We start from the raw sequence: 16,954 nt of genomic DNA on the forward strand, positions 1-16,954 counted from the left end.
GCAGCCGGCATTGTGCCGTCTATGGCAGACGACTGCCAGCGCTTTCATGTCGTGCCGTGCCGGACGGCGTGGGGAAGATCCACTGCACCGCCTCCGGCGCCCCGAACAGCTGCACCGCGCCATGGGCGGCGCCGGGGATCTGCCGTTGCGGATGATCGACCGGAATCTGCCAGCGCTGCGACAGGTCGTGTTCGCTGCCGACATAGGCCAGTTGTCGCGCCACCCGGGTCTGGCCTTGCATCGCCGCGCCGCAGGCATGGTCGAGGTAGCGGTGCTGCGGATCAGTGTCGCGAGCACCCACCATGTAGCGCACGTCCCGGGCGGCATAGCGGGCAAACAGCTGGCGTCCGTCCAGCTGCGGTGGCGGCAGGTAGGCGGGTGGTCGGGCCATGGTCTCAGGTGCGGCGAGCCTGTGGGTGCATTGGCCTGCCACGATAGCCGGCAAATGCGCTGCCCGCTCAGTGCCGCGTGCGAGCCTGCAGCATGGCCGAGGGCGACTGTCCGAACAGCTTCTTGTAGTCGCACGAGAACTGGCTGAAATTGCTGAAGCCCCAGGCGGCGGCGATGTCACCGATGGCCTGCCTGCCATCGCCCTGGGCCAGGGCGCGGCGCACGCCGTTCAGGCGCAGCAGGCGCAGGTAGCTCATCGGGCTCAGACCCAGCACATCCTCGAAACAGTATTGCAGCGTACGTCGGCTCACATGCAGGGCCTCGCACAGCATGGGTACGGTGACCGGGCTTTCCTGATGGGCCAGGGCCAGATCGCGGGCGTCGTTGACGATGCGGCGCCGGCGCAGCAGGCTGGCGCCGGCTTCGGCTTCGATATCGCCTGCGTCCAGCAGGGCCAGCAGCGAGACCAGCACGGCTTCCTGGCGCAGTTGCAGGGCGCCATGGGCAGCCTCGCCGCCGGCCTGGCCGGCCAGCGCGAGCAGGGCGCCGATCTGGTGGCGGCAATCGTCCAGGCCGCTGGCGTCCACCTTGAGCAGTTCGGCCTGACCCAGCCGGCGCCAGTCGGGCCGGCAGCCGAGCCGGGCGGCACTGGTCTGCAGGGCGTCGCGCTGGACCACGATACCGAATATCTCATGCTGGTCCGGCGTGACCAGTTCGAATTCGCAGCCGCCGGGGCGGGTCATCACCACGTCCTGCGGCACCTGGCGGCCATTGATGCGCATGCCCATGGTGCGCACCTCGATGCCGAACCAGTAGGCCTCCGGCCAGACCTGACAGGACTGGCGCACGGCCCGGCTGCCGGCCTCGCGGAAGATCTGCAGGCCCTCGCTCTGCCACTCCTGCAGTATGCCCTCGAAACTGCCGCAGGCCAACTGGTCGTAGCGCTGCTCCCAGTCGGTGAGGTTATGGGCATGTTCGTCCACGTCACGCGCAACGGCGGTGCGCAATGCCCGGCGGCTGTGCGTTGCCACTGTGTCAGGCTGGGACAGTGCAAGAGAGGACATGGGACGACTCCATAGATGAGTGGCATCGACAGCGCACCCGCAGGCGGCGCAGCTTTGCCGAATTTCGATAACGCCGCCCGTTTGGCCGTTGCTATATTGCGTCGCTAGGGCAGCGTCTTGATCAAAATCAAGCAAGCCGCATGCCCGCAAGAAGGCACTTTCGCCACCCACGGCGGCCGCCACGATGAGGCCCACCTCTCGCGCCAACAGGAGAATCCGATGAATGCAAGCTCTTCAGGGCAGGGGCATACGCTCAAGCCCGTCCTGTCCACCCTGCAGCTCTGGGCCATTGCGGTCGGGCTGGTGATCTCCGGCGAATATTTCGGCTGGAGCTACGGCTGGGCCAGCGCCGGCACGCTGGGCTTCACGGTGACGGCGCTGTTCATCGCAGCCATGTACGCCACCTTCATCTTCAGCTTCACCGAATTGACCACGTCCATCCCCCATGCCGGCGGGCCGTTTGCCTACAGCAAGCGCGCTTTCGGGCCAGTGGGCGGCTATCTGGCGGGCGCGGCCACGCTGATCGAGTTCGTCTTTGCGCCACCGGCCATCGCGTTGGCTATCGGGGCCTATCTGAATGTGCAGTTTCCCGGGCTCGATCCCAAGCTGGCGGCGCTGGGCGCCTATCTGGTCTTCATGACGCTCAATATCGTGGGGGTGCAGATCGCGGCCACCTTCGAGCTGTGCGTGACCCTGCTGGCGATCTTCGAACTGCTGGTCTTCATGGGCGTGGTGGCACCGGGCTTCTCGATGGCCAACTTCACCAAGGGTGGCTGGTCGGGCAGCGATGGCTTCAGCCTGGCGGCGGTGCCGGGGATGTTTGCGGCGATCCCGTTTGCGATCTGGTTCTTCCTGGCCATCGAGGGCGTGGCCATGGCCGCCGAGGAAGCCAAGGACCCGCGTCGCTCCATCCCCATCGCCTACATCACCGGCATCCTGACGCTGGTGGTGCTGGCCATCGGCGTGATGCTCTTCGCCGGTGGCGTGGGTGACTGGACCAAGCTGGCCAACATCAACGACCCGTTGCCGCAGGCCATGAAGCTGATCGTGGGCGATAACAGCAACTGGCTGCACATGCTGGTGTGGCTGGGCCTGTTTGGGCTGGTGGCGTCCTTCCACGGCATCATCCTGGGCTATTCGCGGCAGATCTTCGCCCTGGCCCGGGAGGGTTACCTGCCGACCTATTTCGCCCGTGTCCATCCGCGTTTCAAGACACCGCACCGGGCCATCCTGGCCGGCGGCGTGGTAGGCATTGCCGCCATCTACAGCGATGAACTGATCAAGATCGGCGGCCAGACCCTGACCGCCAACATCGTCACCATGTCGGTGTTCGGCGCGATCCTGATGTACATCCTGTCGATGCTCTCGCTGTTCCGTCTGCGCCGCGACGAGGCCGGCCTGGAGCGTCCCTTCCGGGCGCCGCTGTACCCGTACTTCCCGGCCTTCGCGCTGTTCGGCGCGCTGGTGTGCATGGCCACCATGATCTATTACAACCCGCTGATCTTCGGCATCTTCGTCGGCCTGCTGGCCCTGGGCTATGCCTGGTTCCTGGCGACGGCACGGCACCGGGCGGAGGGCGCGGCGACGATGGCGAAATCCTGAGCGGCATGATTTTCAATCGATCTACACTTTTTACTTCCTCAAGGCCATCATGAACAACAAGCACAAACCGACGACCGACTCCCATCCGCCCGCGCTGCAGCGCCGCGGTTTCCTGGGCGGCCTGCTGGCCGCTGCCGCCGGCGGCACGCTGGCGACCCTCGCCAGCCCGGCCAGTGCAGCCAGCCGCGCCGAGGTGGCGCTGGACCGCGCCAAATGGGCCATGCGCAATCACGACATGGTGGCGCAGATGATCGCCGAACACGGCAAGCTGGCGCCGGGCTACCAGTCCACCAAGCGCCCCTACGCGGTCTTCGACTGGGACAACACCAGCATCATGAATGACTGCGAGGAAGCGCTGCTGATGTACCAGATCAATACGCTGTCCTTCAAGATGAACCCGGCCGAGTTCGCCGCCATCACGCGCCAGAACGTGCCGCCGGGTCCCTTCAGCAAGGACTTCAAGAATGCCGCCGGCCAGATCGTCGACCTCGACTCCATCTGCGCCGACCTGGATGCCGACTATGCCTTCCTGCATGCCAACTACAAGGGCATGGCCGGCAGCAAGTCGCTGGAAGAAGTGACCGCCACCACCGAGTTTCAGGACTTCCGTGCCAAGCTGTACTACCTCTATGAAGCGGTCAACGACACCCATGGCGTGAACGTCGGTTATCCCTGGGTGATCTATTTCTTCGCCAACATGAGCGTGGCCGAGGTCAGTGCCCTGGCCGAGGCCTCCAACGATGCCGCCCTGGGCGCGGCGCTCGCCAAGGTCAAGTACACCAGCCCGGCCGACCGTCCCGGCAAGGCCGGGGTGGTGAGCGTGTCGCACTTCCATGGCATCCGCCTGTGTACCGAGATCGCCACCCTGATGGACAGCCTGCGTCGCAACGGCATCGACGTCTATGTCTGTACCGCTTCGCTGGAGGATGTGGTGGCCGTGTTCGCGACCCACGCCAAGTACGGTTACCACGTCACGCGGGAAAACGTCATCGGCCTGCGCCTGGAGCGCAATGGCCAGGCCTTCCGCAATGCCTACCTGAAGGACTGGCCGCTGACCTGGGGGCCGGGCAAGACGGTGGCCATCAAGCAGGTGCTGGTGGCGCAGAAGGGCTATGGGCCGCTGTTCGTGGCAGGCGACAGCGATGGCGATTACGATATGCTGCGGGACTTCCCCGAGACCCGCTTCGGGCTCATCGTCAACCGCATGAAGAACGGCAAGATCGGCGAGCTGTCCAAGCTGGCGGCCGACCAGATCAGCACCGACAAGCCGCGCTTCCTGTTGCAGGGCCGCCAGGAATCGACCGGCAACTGGGTGCCGGCCGAAACCAGCATCAAATACGGCAAGACCGCACCGCAACTGCTCACCAGCTGAGCGGCAGGGTGCCAGACCGGGCCGGTGCCGTCATCCGTGGCGGCCCTGACCCCGGTTCCGGCGATCAAGGAGGAGCAGCATCATGGCCGAACACCGTTTCCGGCATAGCGCAGGTAGCGCCAGCTACGTGTTTCGCGATCTCAAGGACCTGATGGCCAAGGCCAGTCCGGCGCGCTCGGGCGACCTGCTGGCCGGGGTGGCGGCGGCCAGCGCCGAAGAACGGGCGATTGCGCAGATGGCGCTGGCCGACCTGCCGCTGAAGCTCTTCCTGGAAGAGCCCTTGGTCCCCTATGAAGAGGACGAGATCACCCGCCTCATCCTCGACAGTCATGACCGCGCTGCCTTTGCGCCCATCGCCCATCTCACCGTGGGCGACCTGCGCAACTGGTTGCTGGCCGACGAGACCGACAGCGCCGTGCTGGCGGCGGTGGCACCTGGCATCACCCCGGAGATGGCCGCGGCCGTCAGCAAGATCATGCGCAATCAGGACCTGATCCTGGTCGCCAAGAAGTGCAGCGTCGTGACGGCCTTTCGCAATACCCTCGGCCTGCCGGGTCGGCTCTCGACCCGCCTGCAGCCCAATCATCCGACCGACGACGCCAGCGGCATCGCCGCCAGCATGCTCGATGGCCTGATGTACGGCAACGGCGATGCCGTCATCGGCATCAACCCTGCCACCGACAACGTGCCGCAGGTGGTCAAGCTGGTCGGCATGATGGCCGACGTCATCGCGCGCTATGACATCCCTACGCAATCCTGCGTGCTGACCCACGTCACCAACACGATTGCCGCCATCGAGCGCGGTGCGCCGGTGGACCTGGTATTCCAGTCGATTGCCGGCACCGAGGCCGCCAATCGCAGCTTCGGCATCGACCTCTCTCTCCTGGGCGAGGCCCGCGAAGCCGCCTTGTCGCTCAAGCGCGGTACCGTGGGCGACAACGTCATGTATTTCGAGACCGGGCAGGGCAGTGCGCTCTCGGCCAATGCCCATCATGGCATCGACCAGCAGACCTGTGAGGCCCGCGCCTATGCGGTGGCGCGGGCGTTCAAGCCGCTGCTGGTGAACACCGTGGTCGGCTTCATCGGTCCCGAATATCTCTACGACGGCAAGCAGATCATCCGCGCTGGCCTGGAAGACCACTTCTGCGCCAAGCTGCTGGGCTTGCCCATGGGCTGCGATGTCTGCTACACCAACCACGCCGAGGCCGACCAGAACGACATGGACGTGCTGCTGACCCTGCTGGGCGTGGCCGGCTGTACCTTCGTGATGGGCATCCCCGGCTCGGACGACATCATGCTGAACTACCAGACCACGTCCTTCCACGATGCCCTGTATGCACGTCGGGTGCTGGGTTCGCGCCCTGCGCCCGAGTTCGAGGCCTGGCTGCACCGGATGCAGATCTTCAACCAGGGCAGCGACGAAGCGGCCTTCCGCCTGCATGCCGACATGGCACCGGGTTTTCGCGATACCTTGCTGCGGCTGCCATGACCATGGACGACCAGCCCATTGCTCCTTCAGGTGCAGAAAACACCAGCCCCGGTGCGGAATCGGTCACGCCAAATCCATGGGAGGCCTTGCGCCGTTTCACCGCGGCGCGCATCGCCCTGGGGCGCAGCGGCGTCAGTCTGCCGACCGCGCCGCAACTGGCGTTCCAGCTGGCGCATGCACAGGCGCGGGATGCCGTGCATCTGCCACTGGATGTGGCTGGCTTGACGGCACAGTTGCAGGCGCAGGGCATCTGCGCTGCCGAAGAGGTACTGCAGGTACAGAGCGCGGCGGCGGATCGCCTGGTCTATCTGCAGCGCCCAGATTTCGGACGCAAGCTCTCGGAGACATCGCGCCAGCAGTTGCTGGCGCGTTTCGGCAGCCAGGCGCAACGCACCTACGATGTCGGTTTCGTCATCGCCGATGGCCTCTCGGCCCTGGCCATCGTGCGCAATGCCGCGCCTTTCCTGGGCGAGGTGATGCGGCGCATCGCGCCGCAAGGCTGGACCATGGCACCGCCGGTGATCGTGCAGCAGGGCCGGGTGGCGGTGGCCGACGAGATCGGGGAATTGCTGGGCGTGAAGCTGGTGGTGATCCTGATCGGCGAGCGCCCGGGCCTCAGTTCGCCCGACAGCATGGGCTTGTATCTCACCTGGATGCCGGCACGCGGACTGACCGATGCCAGCCGCAACTGCATTTCCAATGTACGCCCGGAAGGTCTGCCCTATCCGGAAGCGGCCTACAAGCTGCACTACCTGATGGCCCAGGCACACCAGCGCAGCCTGTCGGGCGTGGCCTTGAAGGATGAGACGGCCGGCGAGGGGCCGGCGCTGGAGGTGCGCCGCAATTTCCTGCTGGATGGTGATTAGCATCCAGCGAAGGCGCCAATGAGAAAGGCCGCGAACTTGCGTTCGCGGCCTTTTCATCTTGCTACCGGGAGGGCGATTACAGCGATTCCAGCGCCTTGTTCAGCGTGGCGCTCGGACGCATCACGGCGAAGGTCTTTTCGCGATCCGGCAGGTAGTAGCCACCGATGTCCACTTCCTTGCCCTGTACCGCATTGAGCTCTTCCACGATCTTCTGCTCGTTCTCGGTCAGTGCCTTGGCCAGCGGCGCGAACTGCTTGGCCAGCTCGGCGTCGTCCTTCTGCGCGGCCAGTTCCTGGGCCCAGTACATGGCCAGGTAGAAGTGGCTGCCACGGTTGTCCAGTTCACCGGTCTTGGGCGAGGGCGACTTGTTGTTGTCCAGCAGCTTGCCGGTGGCGGCGTCCAGGGTCTTGGCCAGGATCTTGGCGCGGTTGTTGCCGGTCTTGATGCCCACGTCTTCGATCGACACGGCCAGGGCCAGGAATTCACCCAGCGAATCCCAGCGCAGGTGGTTCTCACCGACCAGCTGTTGCACGTGCTTGGGGGCCGAGCCACCAGCGCCGGTTTCGAACATGCCGCCGCCGGCCATCAGCGGGACGATCGACAGCATCTTGGCCGAGGTGCCCAGTTCCATGATGGGGAACAGGTCGGTCAGGTAGTCGCGCAGGATGTTGCCGGTCACCGAGATGGTGTCCTGGCCGCGGATGACGCGCTCCAGGGTGTAACGCATGGCGCGCACTTGCGACATGATCTGGATGTCGGCGCCGGTCAGGTCGTGATCCTTCAGGTAGGTGTTGACCTTCTTGATCAGTTCGGCTTCGTGCGGACGGTACGGGTCCAGCCAGAAGACGGCCGGCATGCCCGACAGGCGGGCGCGGGTGACGGCCAGCTTGACCCAGTCACGCACGGCCGGGTCCTTGACCTGGCACATGCGCCAGATGTCGCCTTCTTCCACGTTCTGCTCCAGCAGCACCTGGCCATCCAGGGTGACGATGCGGGCCACGCCGGCCTGGGCGATTTCGAAGGTCTTGTCGTGCGAACCGTATTCCTCGGCCTTCTGGGCCATCAGGCCGACGTTGGGGACGGTACCCATGGTGGTCGGGTCGAAGGCACCGTTGGTCTTGCAGAAGTTGATCATCTCCTGGTAGATACGGGCGAAGGTCGATTCCGGCAGCAGGGCCTTGGTGTCTTCGGTCTTGCCGGCGGCGTTCCACATCTTGCCACCCGCGCGGATCATGGCCGGCATGGAAGCATCGACGATCACGTCGTTGGGCGCGTGCAGGTTGGTGATGCCCTTGGCGGAGTCCACCATGGCCAGGCGCGGACGCTTGGCTTCGTCGGCCTTCAGGTCGGCCAGCACTTCGGCCTTCTTGGCTTCAGGCAGGGTGTTGATCTTTTCGTAGACGCCCGACATGCCGTTGTTCGGGTTCACGCCGATCTCGGCGAACAGGGCAGCATGCTTGGCGAAAGTGTCCTTGTAGTAGGTACGCACGGCGTGGCCGAAGACGATGGGGTGCGAGACCTTCATCATGGTGGCCTTGACGTGGACCGACAGCAGCAGGTCGGTATCGAAGGCATCCTGCATCTGTTCTTCGTAGTAGGCGCACAGGGCCTTCTTGCTCATGAACATGCTGTCGATGATTTCGCCGGCCTGCAGCGAGACCTTGGACTTCAGGACGATGGTTTCGCCGGACTTGGTGACCAGATCCATCTTGACGTCGACAGCCTTGTCCAGGGTCAGGCTCTTTTCACCGGCGTAGAAGTCGCCGCCGTGCATGTGCGCCACGTGGGTACGCGAAGCCATGGACCACTTGGACATCGAGTGCGGGTGCTTGCGGGCGTAGTTCTTGACCGCGTTGGGTGCGCGACGGTCGGAGTTGCCTTCGCGCAGGACCGGGTTCACGGCGCTGCCGGTGATCTTGGCGTAGCGCTTTTGCAGGGCCTTCTCTTCGTCGGTGGACGGGTTTTCCGGATAGTCGGGCAGCTTGTAGCCGCGTGCCTGCAGTTCGCGGATGGCCGCTTGCAGTTGCAGGATGGAGGCGCTGATGTTGGGCAGCTTGATGATGTTGGCGTCCGGGCTTTGGGTCAGTGCGCCCAGCGTGGCCAGGTTGTCGGGGACTTTCTGCTCATCGGTGAGGTACTCGGGGAATTCAGCCAGGAGACGCGCAGCCACCGAAATATCGCTTTCGACGACGTCGATGCCAGCCGGAGCGGTGAACTTCTTGACGATGGGCAAGAGCGAATGGGTCGCCAGATAGGGTGCCTCGTCGGTCAGCGTATAGATGATGGTCGGGTTGCCAGTAGTCACGATGATGTCCTTGCGTTGGTGTGTTGATGTGCGTTGGTGCGATCCCCGCAGCGCCGGATGGACCGTCCTTGCTCTGTCGGCCTGGACTGGTGCCATCTCCTTGTCGGCTTGCTGCGTGGAAACTCGTCTCCCGGGGCGGCGTTCGGGCGTCCTGCTACCGGACGGCCGCGGCAAAAAACAGCGGTAGTTTACTCCTAAGCGGGCGGAAATGCTTCAACTCTTATATAAGAGTTGAAGAAATTTTTGTATTTCCCTGGATTGCTTTCCCGCTTGCGGTGTTCTTCGCCAAACCGGGTTAGTGTCTCAGCCTGAACTTTTGAATATGTCCGGCAATTTGCCGTACAATGACTTCCGGAGGAAAACATCATGCCCGCCGTCTCAACCGCCCGGCTCGAAGCCCGGATCAGTCCTGAATTGCAGCAATTGCTCAAGCGTGCCGCCGAGATCGAAGGTCGTACGCTGACCGATTTCGTCGTGAGCGCCGTGCAGGAGGCTGCGCAAAAGACCATCGAGCAGGCCGATGTGATCCGCCTTTCACTTCAGGACCAGCAGCGTTTCGCGGACGCCTTGCTGGCGCCCCCGTCGCCATCGCCCGCCCTCAAGCGCGCCATGGCGCGTCATGACAAGCTCCTGCGCACTGAAGAATGACGCGCCCGCCGTTCCTGGTGACGGCGCTGGAGACCGGGACGCATGATCGTAGCCGCTTCGACTGCGGCGTACCTGCACTAAACCGCTACCTGCGGGAGCAGGTCTCGCAGGACATCCGTCGTCGCGTGGCCGCCTGCTTTGTCGCCCTCGATGACAGCCAGCGCATCGCCGCCTATTACACCCTGGCCAGTGCCAGCGTGCCGCTGACCGGACTGCCGGATGATCTGCGACGCAAGCTGCCGCGTTATGGCTCCATCCCGGCCATCCGCATGGGCCGCCTTGCCGTGGACAGGGAGTTCAAGGGGCGCGGCCTCGGTGGCGCGCTGCTGGTCAATGCCATGCGCCGGGCGGTGGCAGCCGAGATTCCCGGCGCGGTCATGGTGGTCGAGGCGAAGGACCCGCAGGCAGCCGCTTTTTACCGTCATCACGGGTTCATCGATCTGCGGGATGCACCGCTCACCCTGTTCCTGCCCCTGTCCAGCCTGCGCTGAACCTATGGCGCGCCGTTGCTTGCGCGCATAAAAAAAGGGCCGCTTAGCTTCAGCGGCCCATTCCAATAGCTATTGCAAAAACGCTTATCAGGCCGCAGCCACCTGCTGTGCCGTCTTGTTGCGGTAGAGGATCAGGGTAGCGATCAGGCCGCACACCGCAGCTGCGCTCATCCAGATGCCTGGCGCTGCCTTGTCGCCGGTGGCCTGGATCAGGCCGGTGGCGATGGCCGGAGTGAAGCCGCCGAAGACTGCGGTGGCCAGGCTGTAGGCCAGCGAGAAACCTGCGGTACGCACGTCGGCCGGCATCACTTCGGTCAGTGCCACCACCATGGCGCCGTTGTAGCTGGCGTAGAGGAAGGACAGCCACAGTTCGACGATCAGCATCTTGCTGAAGGTGGCGTCATGCACCAGCCAGTTCACGGCCGGGTAGGCGGTCAGGATGGTCAGCACGGTAAAGGCCACCAGGATGGGGCGACGGCCGATGCGGTCCGACAGCGCGCCCATGATGGGCAGCCAGATGAAGTTGGACAGGCCCACGCAGAAGGTGACGATCAGGCTGGCCTCGGTGGACAGCTTCAGGACGTTCTTGCCGAAGGTCGGGGTGTAGACCGTGATGAGGTAGAACGACACCGTCGTCATCGACACCAGCATCATGCCGGCAATCACCAGCTTCCAGTTCTCGATCATGGAGCGGAAGATCTGGCCGGTGCTCGGACGATGCTTGCGGCGCATGAACTCTTCGGTTTCCTGCAGCGAGCGGCGGATCACGAACAGCACCGGCACGATCAGGCAGCCGATGAAGAAGGGAATGCGCCAGCCCCAGTCGCCGACCTGGGCCGGGGTGAGGGTGGTCGAGAGTGCGTAGCCGATGGCGGCTGCCACGATGATGGCCACCTGCTGGCTGGCCGACTGCCAGCTCACATAGAAGCCCTTCTTGCCGGGCGTGGCCATTTCAGACAGGTAGACCGACACGCCGCCCAGTTCCACGCCGGCCGAGAAGCCTTGCAGCAGGCGGCCGACCAGCACCAGCAACGGTGCCAGCGCGCCGATGGTGGCGTAGGAGGGGACGAAGGCGATCAGCATGGTGCCCAGGGCCATCAGGGCCAGGGTCACGATCAGGCCCTGGCGACGGCCGACGCGGTCGACGTAGGCGCCGAGGATGATGGCGCCCAGCGGACGCATCAGGAAACCGGCGCCAAAGGTCATGAAGGTCAGCATCAGGGACGCGAACTCGTTGTCGCCCGGGAAGAAGGCCTTGGAGATGTGCGTCGCGTAGAAACCGAACAGGAAGAAATCGAACATTTCCATGAAATTGCCGCTGGTTACGCGCAGCACCGTGGAAAACTTCGACGGCGAAGAAGTGGATGTCGTCATGATATGTGCCTCGTTATCTGTTGGGCGGACCGTGTTGCTTCCGGTCTTGCGCCTGTCTCGTCCCGCCATGCGGCAGGTTGTGTCAGGATCTTTTTTGTGGGGACAGCTATTGCGCCGCCGATTCTATGCCCGAAATCCCGGCGATGGACCACGCCCAACCCTGGTGGAAGCAAATATCGGTTTTTTCGATAGCTGGATGAAAGCTTAGGCAGCCAATCTGGTCAAAAACAGGGCTTTCCGGCGTCATCCTGCACTGCGTCAAGGCAAGCTGGTCATAAATATGGTGCAATGCCGCATCGTGCTTGTGCGGCACCCCGCAACGGTCTAGCCGCCTCCGATTTCCACCCGTCTCGAAAGGTCTTCATGAAAACCGCCGTCTACAGCGCCCGCCGCTATGACCAGACCCTGCTCCTGCGCGCCAATGCCCAGTCCGGTGCCGGCCACGAACTGGTCTTCCTGCAGGATCGGCTCGACAGCGATACGGCACAACTATGCGCCGGCTGCGAGGCGGTGGCAGCCTTCGTCAACGACGATCTCGGCGCGCCCGTGCTGGAGCGCCTGGCGGCACAGGGCGTGCGCTTCGTGACCACTCGTTCCACTGGCTTCAACCACATCGATATCCAGGCGGCTGGCCGGCTCGGCATCACGGTGGCGCGGGTGGCGGACTATTCACCGTATTCGGTGGCCGAGTTTGCGGTCGGCTTGCTGCTGGCGGTCAACCGCAAGATCGCCCGCGCCAGCATGCGCACGCGCGAGGGCAATTTCGAACTGGATGGCTTGATGGGCTTCGACCTGCATGGCAAGACCGTGGGCGTGATCGGCACCGGCAAGATCGGTGCGCTGTTTGCCCGCATCATGGCGGGCTTCGGTTGTACCGTGCTGGGCAGCGACGTGCATCGCAATCCGGATTTCGAAGCGTTGGGAGGTCGTTACGTGGAACGCGAGGCCCTGTTCGCCGCCAGTGACGTGATCTCGTTGCATTGCCCGCTCACCGAGGCCACACGCTACCTGGTCAATGCGCAGACGCTGGCGGCCACCAAGCCCGGCTGCATCCTGGTCAATACCAGCCGCGGCGCGCTGGTGGACACCGAGGCCGCCATCGCCGCCCTCAAGAGCGGCCAATTGCGCGGCCTGGCCATCGATGTCTACGAGCAGGAGGCCAGCCTGTTCTTCCAGGACCTGTCCTCGACCATCATCACCGACGATGTAATCCAGCGCCTGGTGTCGTTTCCCAACGTGATCGTGACCGGTCATCAGGCCTTCTTCACCGAGGAAGCCATCGGCCAGATCATGCAGACCACCATCGATAACCTGAGTGATTTCGCCGCCGGCGCCAGCCTGGGGGAGCGCCTGGTAGCCTGATCAGCCCGCCGCGCTGCGGGTATTGAACAGCGAACCCAACTGCTCGCCGATGCGCGGACGCAGGTGCTCGCGCACGCGATGGATGATTTCCTCGGCGTCCGCCGTGCCATAGGTCTGGGCCAGTTGTCGATGCATGTCGAAGTGCAGGTAGAGCAGGCCGCGCAGGCTCTGGAAAGCAGTCGGGTGCGACTGTCCGCAGATCTGTTCATTGTTGTCCATGACCTGGTTGAGCACGCCGGGGTCGAACAGGCGCACCTGGCAGATCACGGCAAAGCGCACGATTTCCAGGTCCAGGGCTTCCAGCTCCTGGGTCAGCTCATCAGGGGTGTGGCGCTGGGCGCTGAGTTTTTCGGACATGACGATCTTTCGGAGGAGGAGGGAGCCTCCAGCTTAGCATTTGTTGCGCCGCGAAAAATTGTCGAAGATCAATCCGGTCTTGATGGACAAGTCTCGTCAGTGGCATGTTGTACAAATTTACCCTGTAATGCGGGTATTTTTGTTGCGGGGCAGCGCGGCCTGCCAAGGCGCAGGATCGCCTCCCGTGCCGCCCCGCTGCGGGCAATGCGGCTTACGCCGCTTCCACCATGGGATAGAAGTCGCGGTTCTCGCGGCCGATGCGGTCGAACAGCAGCTTCAATACCCGGTTGGCGTCGGCACGGAACAGTTCGGGTTGTTCCGCGATGCGCTGGGCGTCGTTCCACTGGCGCGAGAACTGGCCGTACTGGGCCGAGATCTCCTGCATTTCCTCCTGATACTGCTTCGCCTTGGCGGCCAGCGTCGCCGACGCCTGCTGCAGGGCGGGGTAGAGATAGCGGTCTTCCACCGACAGGTGCAGCTTGATGACCGAGCTCATCGCGATCACTTCGCGGGCGATGGCGGCGGCCTGCTCGGCGATGCCTTGCGTGCACAGTGCCTTGAGTTGTTGTACGTGACCGATGATGTCGGCGTGTTCGCGGCGGTATTTGTCCAGATTCATAGTGTTTTGCTCATTGTTGATGGGGGGCCTGCACCTGTGCAGGCCCTGGGCTTTATTGCAGCGCGGCCGCCGGACCGAAGAATTCGTAACGCGCCTGCGTCGCCGGTACGCCCAGTTCGCCCAGCGCCTGCCTGATGGCCTTCATGAAGGGCTTGGGGCCGACAAAGTAGGCATCGACGTCGCGCTCGGTCGGCAGCCACTGCTGCAACAGCGCGGCATCGATGAATCCGTGCGCATGCGGCGCCACATCGCCGGCACGCTGGTTCTCGTAGCAGAAGCGCACGTGCAGCTGGGGATGGCGGGCGGCCAGTTCTTCCAGCGCGCCACGGAAGGCGTGCACTCCCGCGTGACGGGCGGCATGGATGAAATGCACCGGCCGGCCGCTGGGCAGGGCGGCGCTCAGCATGCTCATCATCGGCGTGATGCCGACACCGCCACTGATGAGCACCAGTGGCCTGGCGCTGGCCGTCAAGGTGAACTCGCCAGCCGGCGGGAACAGTTCCACTACCGACCCCACATGGATCTGGTCATGCAACTGGAGCGAGACCTTGCCGTTGGCTTCGCGCTTGACGCTGATGCGATATTGCGCCGGTTGCCCGTCCTGGCGCAGCGGGGCCGATAGCGAATACTGGCGACGTTGCTCCTCGCCATCGACCATCATGCGCAGGCCGATGTACTGGCCCGGCTCGAAGTCCAGCAGGCTGCCGCCATCCTGCGGCACCAAGTAGAAGGAAGTGATTTCCTCGCTCTCGGCCACCTTGCGTGTCACCACGAAATTGCGGCCACCGCGCCAGCCGCCTGGTGCCTCGGCCTTGCTGTCGTACTGCTGGCGCTCGGCACCGATGAGGATGTCGGCCAACTGGCCGTAGGCCGCGCCCCAGGCGTCGATGACGGCGTCGGTCGCAATCTCGGCCCCCAGCACCTCGCCAATGGCGCGCAGCAGGCAATCGCCCACCATGGGGTAGTGCTCGGGCATGACCTGCACGGCCACGTGCTTGTTGATGATCTGCGCGGCCAGGGGCCCCAGTTCTTCCAGGCGGTCGATGTGGCGGGCATACATCAGCACGCCATTGGCCAGCGCCCGCGGCTGGTCGCCGCTGGCCTGGTGGGTCCGGTTGAACAGGGGGCGCACTTGCGGATAGTCACGCATGAGCATCTGGTAGAAATGGGTGGTCAAGGCCTCGCCGCCGGATTCGAGCAGGGGAACGGTCGATTTGACGATGGCGAGTTGGGCTTCGGTCAGCATGTTGGGCCTTTCAGTGGTGGAGTGGAGGAGCCGGATCACCGGTCTGCCCTGATGTATTACAAAAGCCGTGCCACCATCCTGTCCTAATAAAATCAATGACTTAGGAAATATTCGTGTGATTTTTACCTGTGTCATAATGACTTTAATTCACTTTATTGGTAGTCAATATGACTTCTAAGGCCTTGCTGGATGCCCTGTTGCCGCTGGTGGCCGACCTCTCCCGTGAGATCGATGACAGGGAGCGCTACCGGCGCCTGCTGCAGACCTTGCGCACGCTCTTTCCCTGCGACGCGGCCGCGCTGCTGCGGCTGGAGGGCGAGGTGCTGGTGCCGCTGGCCATCGACGGTCTTTCTGGCGACACCCTCGGGCGGCGCTTCCGGGTGGCGGATCACCCGCGCTTCGGCGTGCTGCTGGCCAATGTGGCGCCCACGCGCTTCCCGGCCGATTCCAGCTTGCCCGACCCCTATGATGGTCTGGTCGACGGACTCAACGACGCCCATTCCGGCCAACTGGAAGTGCACGATTGCATGGGCTGCGCGCTGACCGTCAACGGCCGTCCGTGGGGACTGGTGACGCTGGATGCGTTGGGAGCAGGGCGCTTTGACAGGGTCGACATGGCCTCGCTGCAGGCGTTTGCTGCGCTGGCGGCGGCCACCGTGAACGTGGCCGAGCGTATCAATGACCTGTCGCAAGCCGGGGAGCAGGCGCGCCAGCGGGCGGAAGCCTATCGACTGGGGCTGGAGGAAAGCCAGGGCAAGCGCGAGCTGATCGGCCAGAGTCCGGCCCAGCGCCAGCTGATGGAAGAGATACGCATGGCCGCGCCCAGTGACATGACGGTGCTGGTCAGCGGCGAAACCGGTACCGGCAAGGAGCTGGTGGCACATGCCCTGCATGCCGCCTCGCCTCGCGCCCACAAGCCCATGATCAGCCTGAACTGCGCCGCCTTGCCCGATACCCTGGTGGAGAGCGAACTGTTCGGCCACGTGCGTGGCGCCTTCTCGGGTGCAGTGGCCGACCGGCGCGGCAAGTTCGAGATGGCCGATGGTGGCACCCTGTTCCTCGACGAGGTCGGCGAATTGCCGCTGCTGGTACAGGCCAAGCTGCTGCGGGTCCTGCAGAGCGGGCAGTTGCAGCGGGTGGGGTCGGACCGTGAACATCGGGTGGATGTGCGCCTGATCGCCGCCACCAATCGCGATCTGGCCGAGGAGGTCAAGCGCGGTAATTTCCGGGCCGATTTCTATCACCGCCTGTCGGTTTTCCCGATCCGCGTGCCGCCGCTGCGCGAGCGCGGGCGCGATGTGCTGCTGCTGGCGGGTTATTTTCTGGAGCAGAACCGGGCGCGGCTGGGCTTGACCAGCCTGCGACTGTCACCCGATGCCCAGCGCGCCCTGCTGGACTATCCCTGGCCGGGCAACATCCGGGAGCTGGAACATCTGGTCGGCCGCAGCGCCTTGCGCGCCCTGGCAGCACAGCCGCAGCGTCCGTCCATCCTCACGCTGGACGCCGAATCGCTGGACCTGCGCACGCCGCTGGCGCTCGCAACCGATGCAAGCGCGGCAATGGGGAATGCTGTCACCGGAGTCAATCCGACCGGCGCCACGTCGGAGCTGCTTTCTTTGCCACTGCGCGACGCGGTGGAGCGCTACGAGCGCGAGCTGGTCGGTGCGAGCCTGGAGCGACACCAGGGCAACCTGGCCGCTGCGGCACGCGAGCTGGGACTGGACCGGGCCAACCTGAGCCGACTGGCCCGGAGACTGGGTCTGCGTTGA

General features: G+C 64.3%; 15 protein-coding genes. 8 read left to right on the forward strand and 7 right to left on the reverse strand.

What is annotated here, in order from left to right; genetic code table 11:
• Positions 1-19: 19 nt before the first annotated feature.
• Both I5R65_RS00350 and I5R65_RS00355 read right to left on the reverse strand, forming a co-directional pair.
• Entirely contained in the window at positions 20-391 is a 372-nt protein-coding gene (locus tag I5R65_RS00350) for a hypothetical protein (RefSeq protein WP_231395014.1), read from the reverse strand.
• A gap of 67 nt (positions 392-458) precedes the next feature.
• Positions 459-1,454: a helix-turn-helix domain-containing protein gene (locus tag I5R65_RS00355; protein ID WP_180670917.1), complete on the reverse strand. Its 996-nt coding sequence runs from the start codon at positions 1,452-1,454 to the stop codon at positions 459-461.
• Positions 1,455-1,673: 219 nt separating this feature from the next.
• Between I5R65_RS00355 and eat the strand changes: the two genes are divergently transcribed.
• The 4 genes from eat to eutC all read left to right on the forward strand — a co-directional run bounded on the left by eat (position 1,674) and on the right by eutC (position 6,783).
• On the forward strand, positions 1,674-3,056 hold the full coding sequence (eat, locus tag I5R65_RS00360) for an ethanolamine permease (protein ID WP_180670918.1): 1,383 nt from the start codon (positions 1,674-1,676) through the stop codon (positions 3,054-3,056).
• A gap of 49 nt (positions 3,057-3,105) precedes the next feature.
• Positions 3,106-4,428: an HAD family hydrolase gene (locus I5R65_RS00365; RefSeq protein WP_180670919.1), complete on the forward strand. Its 1,323-nt coding sequence runs from the start codon at positions 3,106-3,108 to the stop codon at positions 4,426-4,428.
• A gap of 82 nt (positions 4,429-4,510) precedes the next feature.
• Positions 4,511-5,917, forward strand: coding sequence for an ethanolamine ammonia-lyase subunit EutB (locus tag I5R65_RS00370; protein ID WP_180670920.1), 1,407 nt, complete (start codon positions 4,511-4,513; stop codon positions 5,915-5,917).
• Positions 5,914-6,783 carry an ethanolamine ammonia-lyase subunit EutC gene (eutC, locus tag I5R65_RS00375; protein ID WP_180670921.1) on the forward strand — a complete coding sequence of 290 codons (870 nt, stop codon included), beginning with the start codon at positions 5,914-5,916 and terminating at the stop codon, positions 6,781-6,783. Before I5R65_RS00370 ends, eutC begins: the two co-directional genes overlap by 4 nt.
• A 76-nt stretch (positions 6,784-6,859) precedes the next feature.
• On the opposite strand, the gene I5R65_RS00380 is transcribed toward eutC, so the two are convergent.
• Positions 6,860-9,088, reverse strand: coding sequence for an NADP-dependent isocitrate dehydrogenase (locus I5R65_RS00380; RefSeq protein WP_180670922.1), 2,229 nt, complete (start codon positions 9,086-9,088; stop codon positions 6,860-6,862).
• A gap of 366 nt (positions 9,089-9,454) precedes the next feature.
• Here I5R65_RS00380 and I5R65_RS00385 point away from each other — a divergent pair, with 366 nt between their 5' ends.
• Together I5R65_RS00385 and I5R65_RS00390 are read left to right on the forward strand one after the other, a co-directional pair.
• Complete coding sequence (locus I5R65_RS00385; protein ID WP_180670923.1) at positions 9,455-9,736, forward strand: DUF1778 domain-containing protein; 282 nt, start codon at positions 9,455-9,457, stop codon at positions 9,734-9,736.
• Entirely contained in the window at positions 9,733-10,227 is a 495-nt protein-coding gene (locus I5R65_RS00390; RefSeq protein WP_180670924.1) for a GNAT family N-acetyltransferase, read from the forward strand. The genes I5R65_RS00385 and I5R65_RS00390 overlap by 4 nt, the downstream gene beginning before the upstream one ends.
• Positions 10,228-10,314: 87 nt before the next feature.
• On the opposite strand, the gene I5R65_RS00395 is transcribed toward I5R65_RS00390, so the two are convergent.
• Entirely contained in the window at positions 10,315-11,601 is a 1,287-nt protein-coding gene (locus I5R65_RS00395; protein WP_180670925.1) for an MFS transporter, read from the reverse strand.
• A 363-nt stretch (positions 11,602-11,964) separates the two neighbouring features.
• On the opposite strand from I5R65_RS00395, the gene I5R65_RS00400 reads away from it, so the two are divergent.
• On the forward strand, positions 11,965-12,963 hold the full coding sequence (locus tag I5R65_RS00400) for a 2-hydroxyacid dehydrogenase (protein WP_180670926.1): 999 nt from the start codon (positions 11,965-11,967) through the stop codon (positions 12,961-12,963).
• Here I5R65_RS00400 and I5R65_RS00405 read toward each other — a convergent pair whose 3' ends face one another.
• The 3 genes from I5R65_RS00405 to hmpA form a co-directional block, all read right to left on the reverse strand.
• Positions 12,964-13,320 (reverse strand): hypothetical protein, encoded by a 357-nt coding sequence (locus I5R65_RS00405; RefSeq protein ID WP_180670927.1) that lies wholly within the window; start codon positions 13,318-13,320, stop codon positions 12,964-12,966.
• A 211-nt stretch (positions 13,321-13,531) separates the two neighbouring features.
• A complete protein-coding gene (locus I5R65_RS00410; protein ID WP_180670928.1) occupies positions 13,532-13,939 on the reverse strand; it encodes a hemerythrin domain-containing protein in 408 nt (135 codons plus the stop codon).
• A gap of 52 nt (positions 13,940-13,991) precedes the next feature.
• Positions 13,992-15,185, reverse strand: coding sequence for an NO-inducible flavohemoprotein (gene hmpA / locus I5R65_RS00415; protein WP_180670929.1), 1,194 nt, complete (start codon positions 15,183-15,185; stop codon positions 13,992-13,994).
• A 167-nt stretch (positions 15,186-15,352) separates the two neighbouring features.
• Here hmpA and norR point away from each other — a divergent pair, with 167 nt between their 5' ends.
• On the forward strand, positions 15,353-16,954 hold the full coding sequence (gene norR, locus I5R65_RS00420) for a nitric oxide reductase transcriptional regulator NorR (protein WP_180670930.1): 1,602 nt from the start codon (positions 15,353-15,355) through the stop codon (positions 16,952-16,954).

It is taken from the genome of Herbaspirillum sp. AP02, from assembly GCF_015767275.1.
Classification (GTDB): Bacteria; Pseudomonadota; Gammaproteobacteria; order Burkholderiales; family Burkholderiaceae_D; genus Herbaspirillum.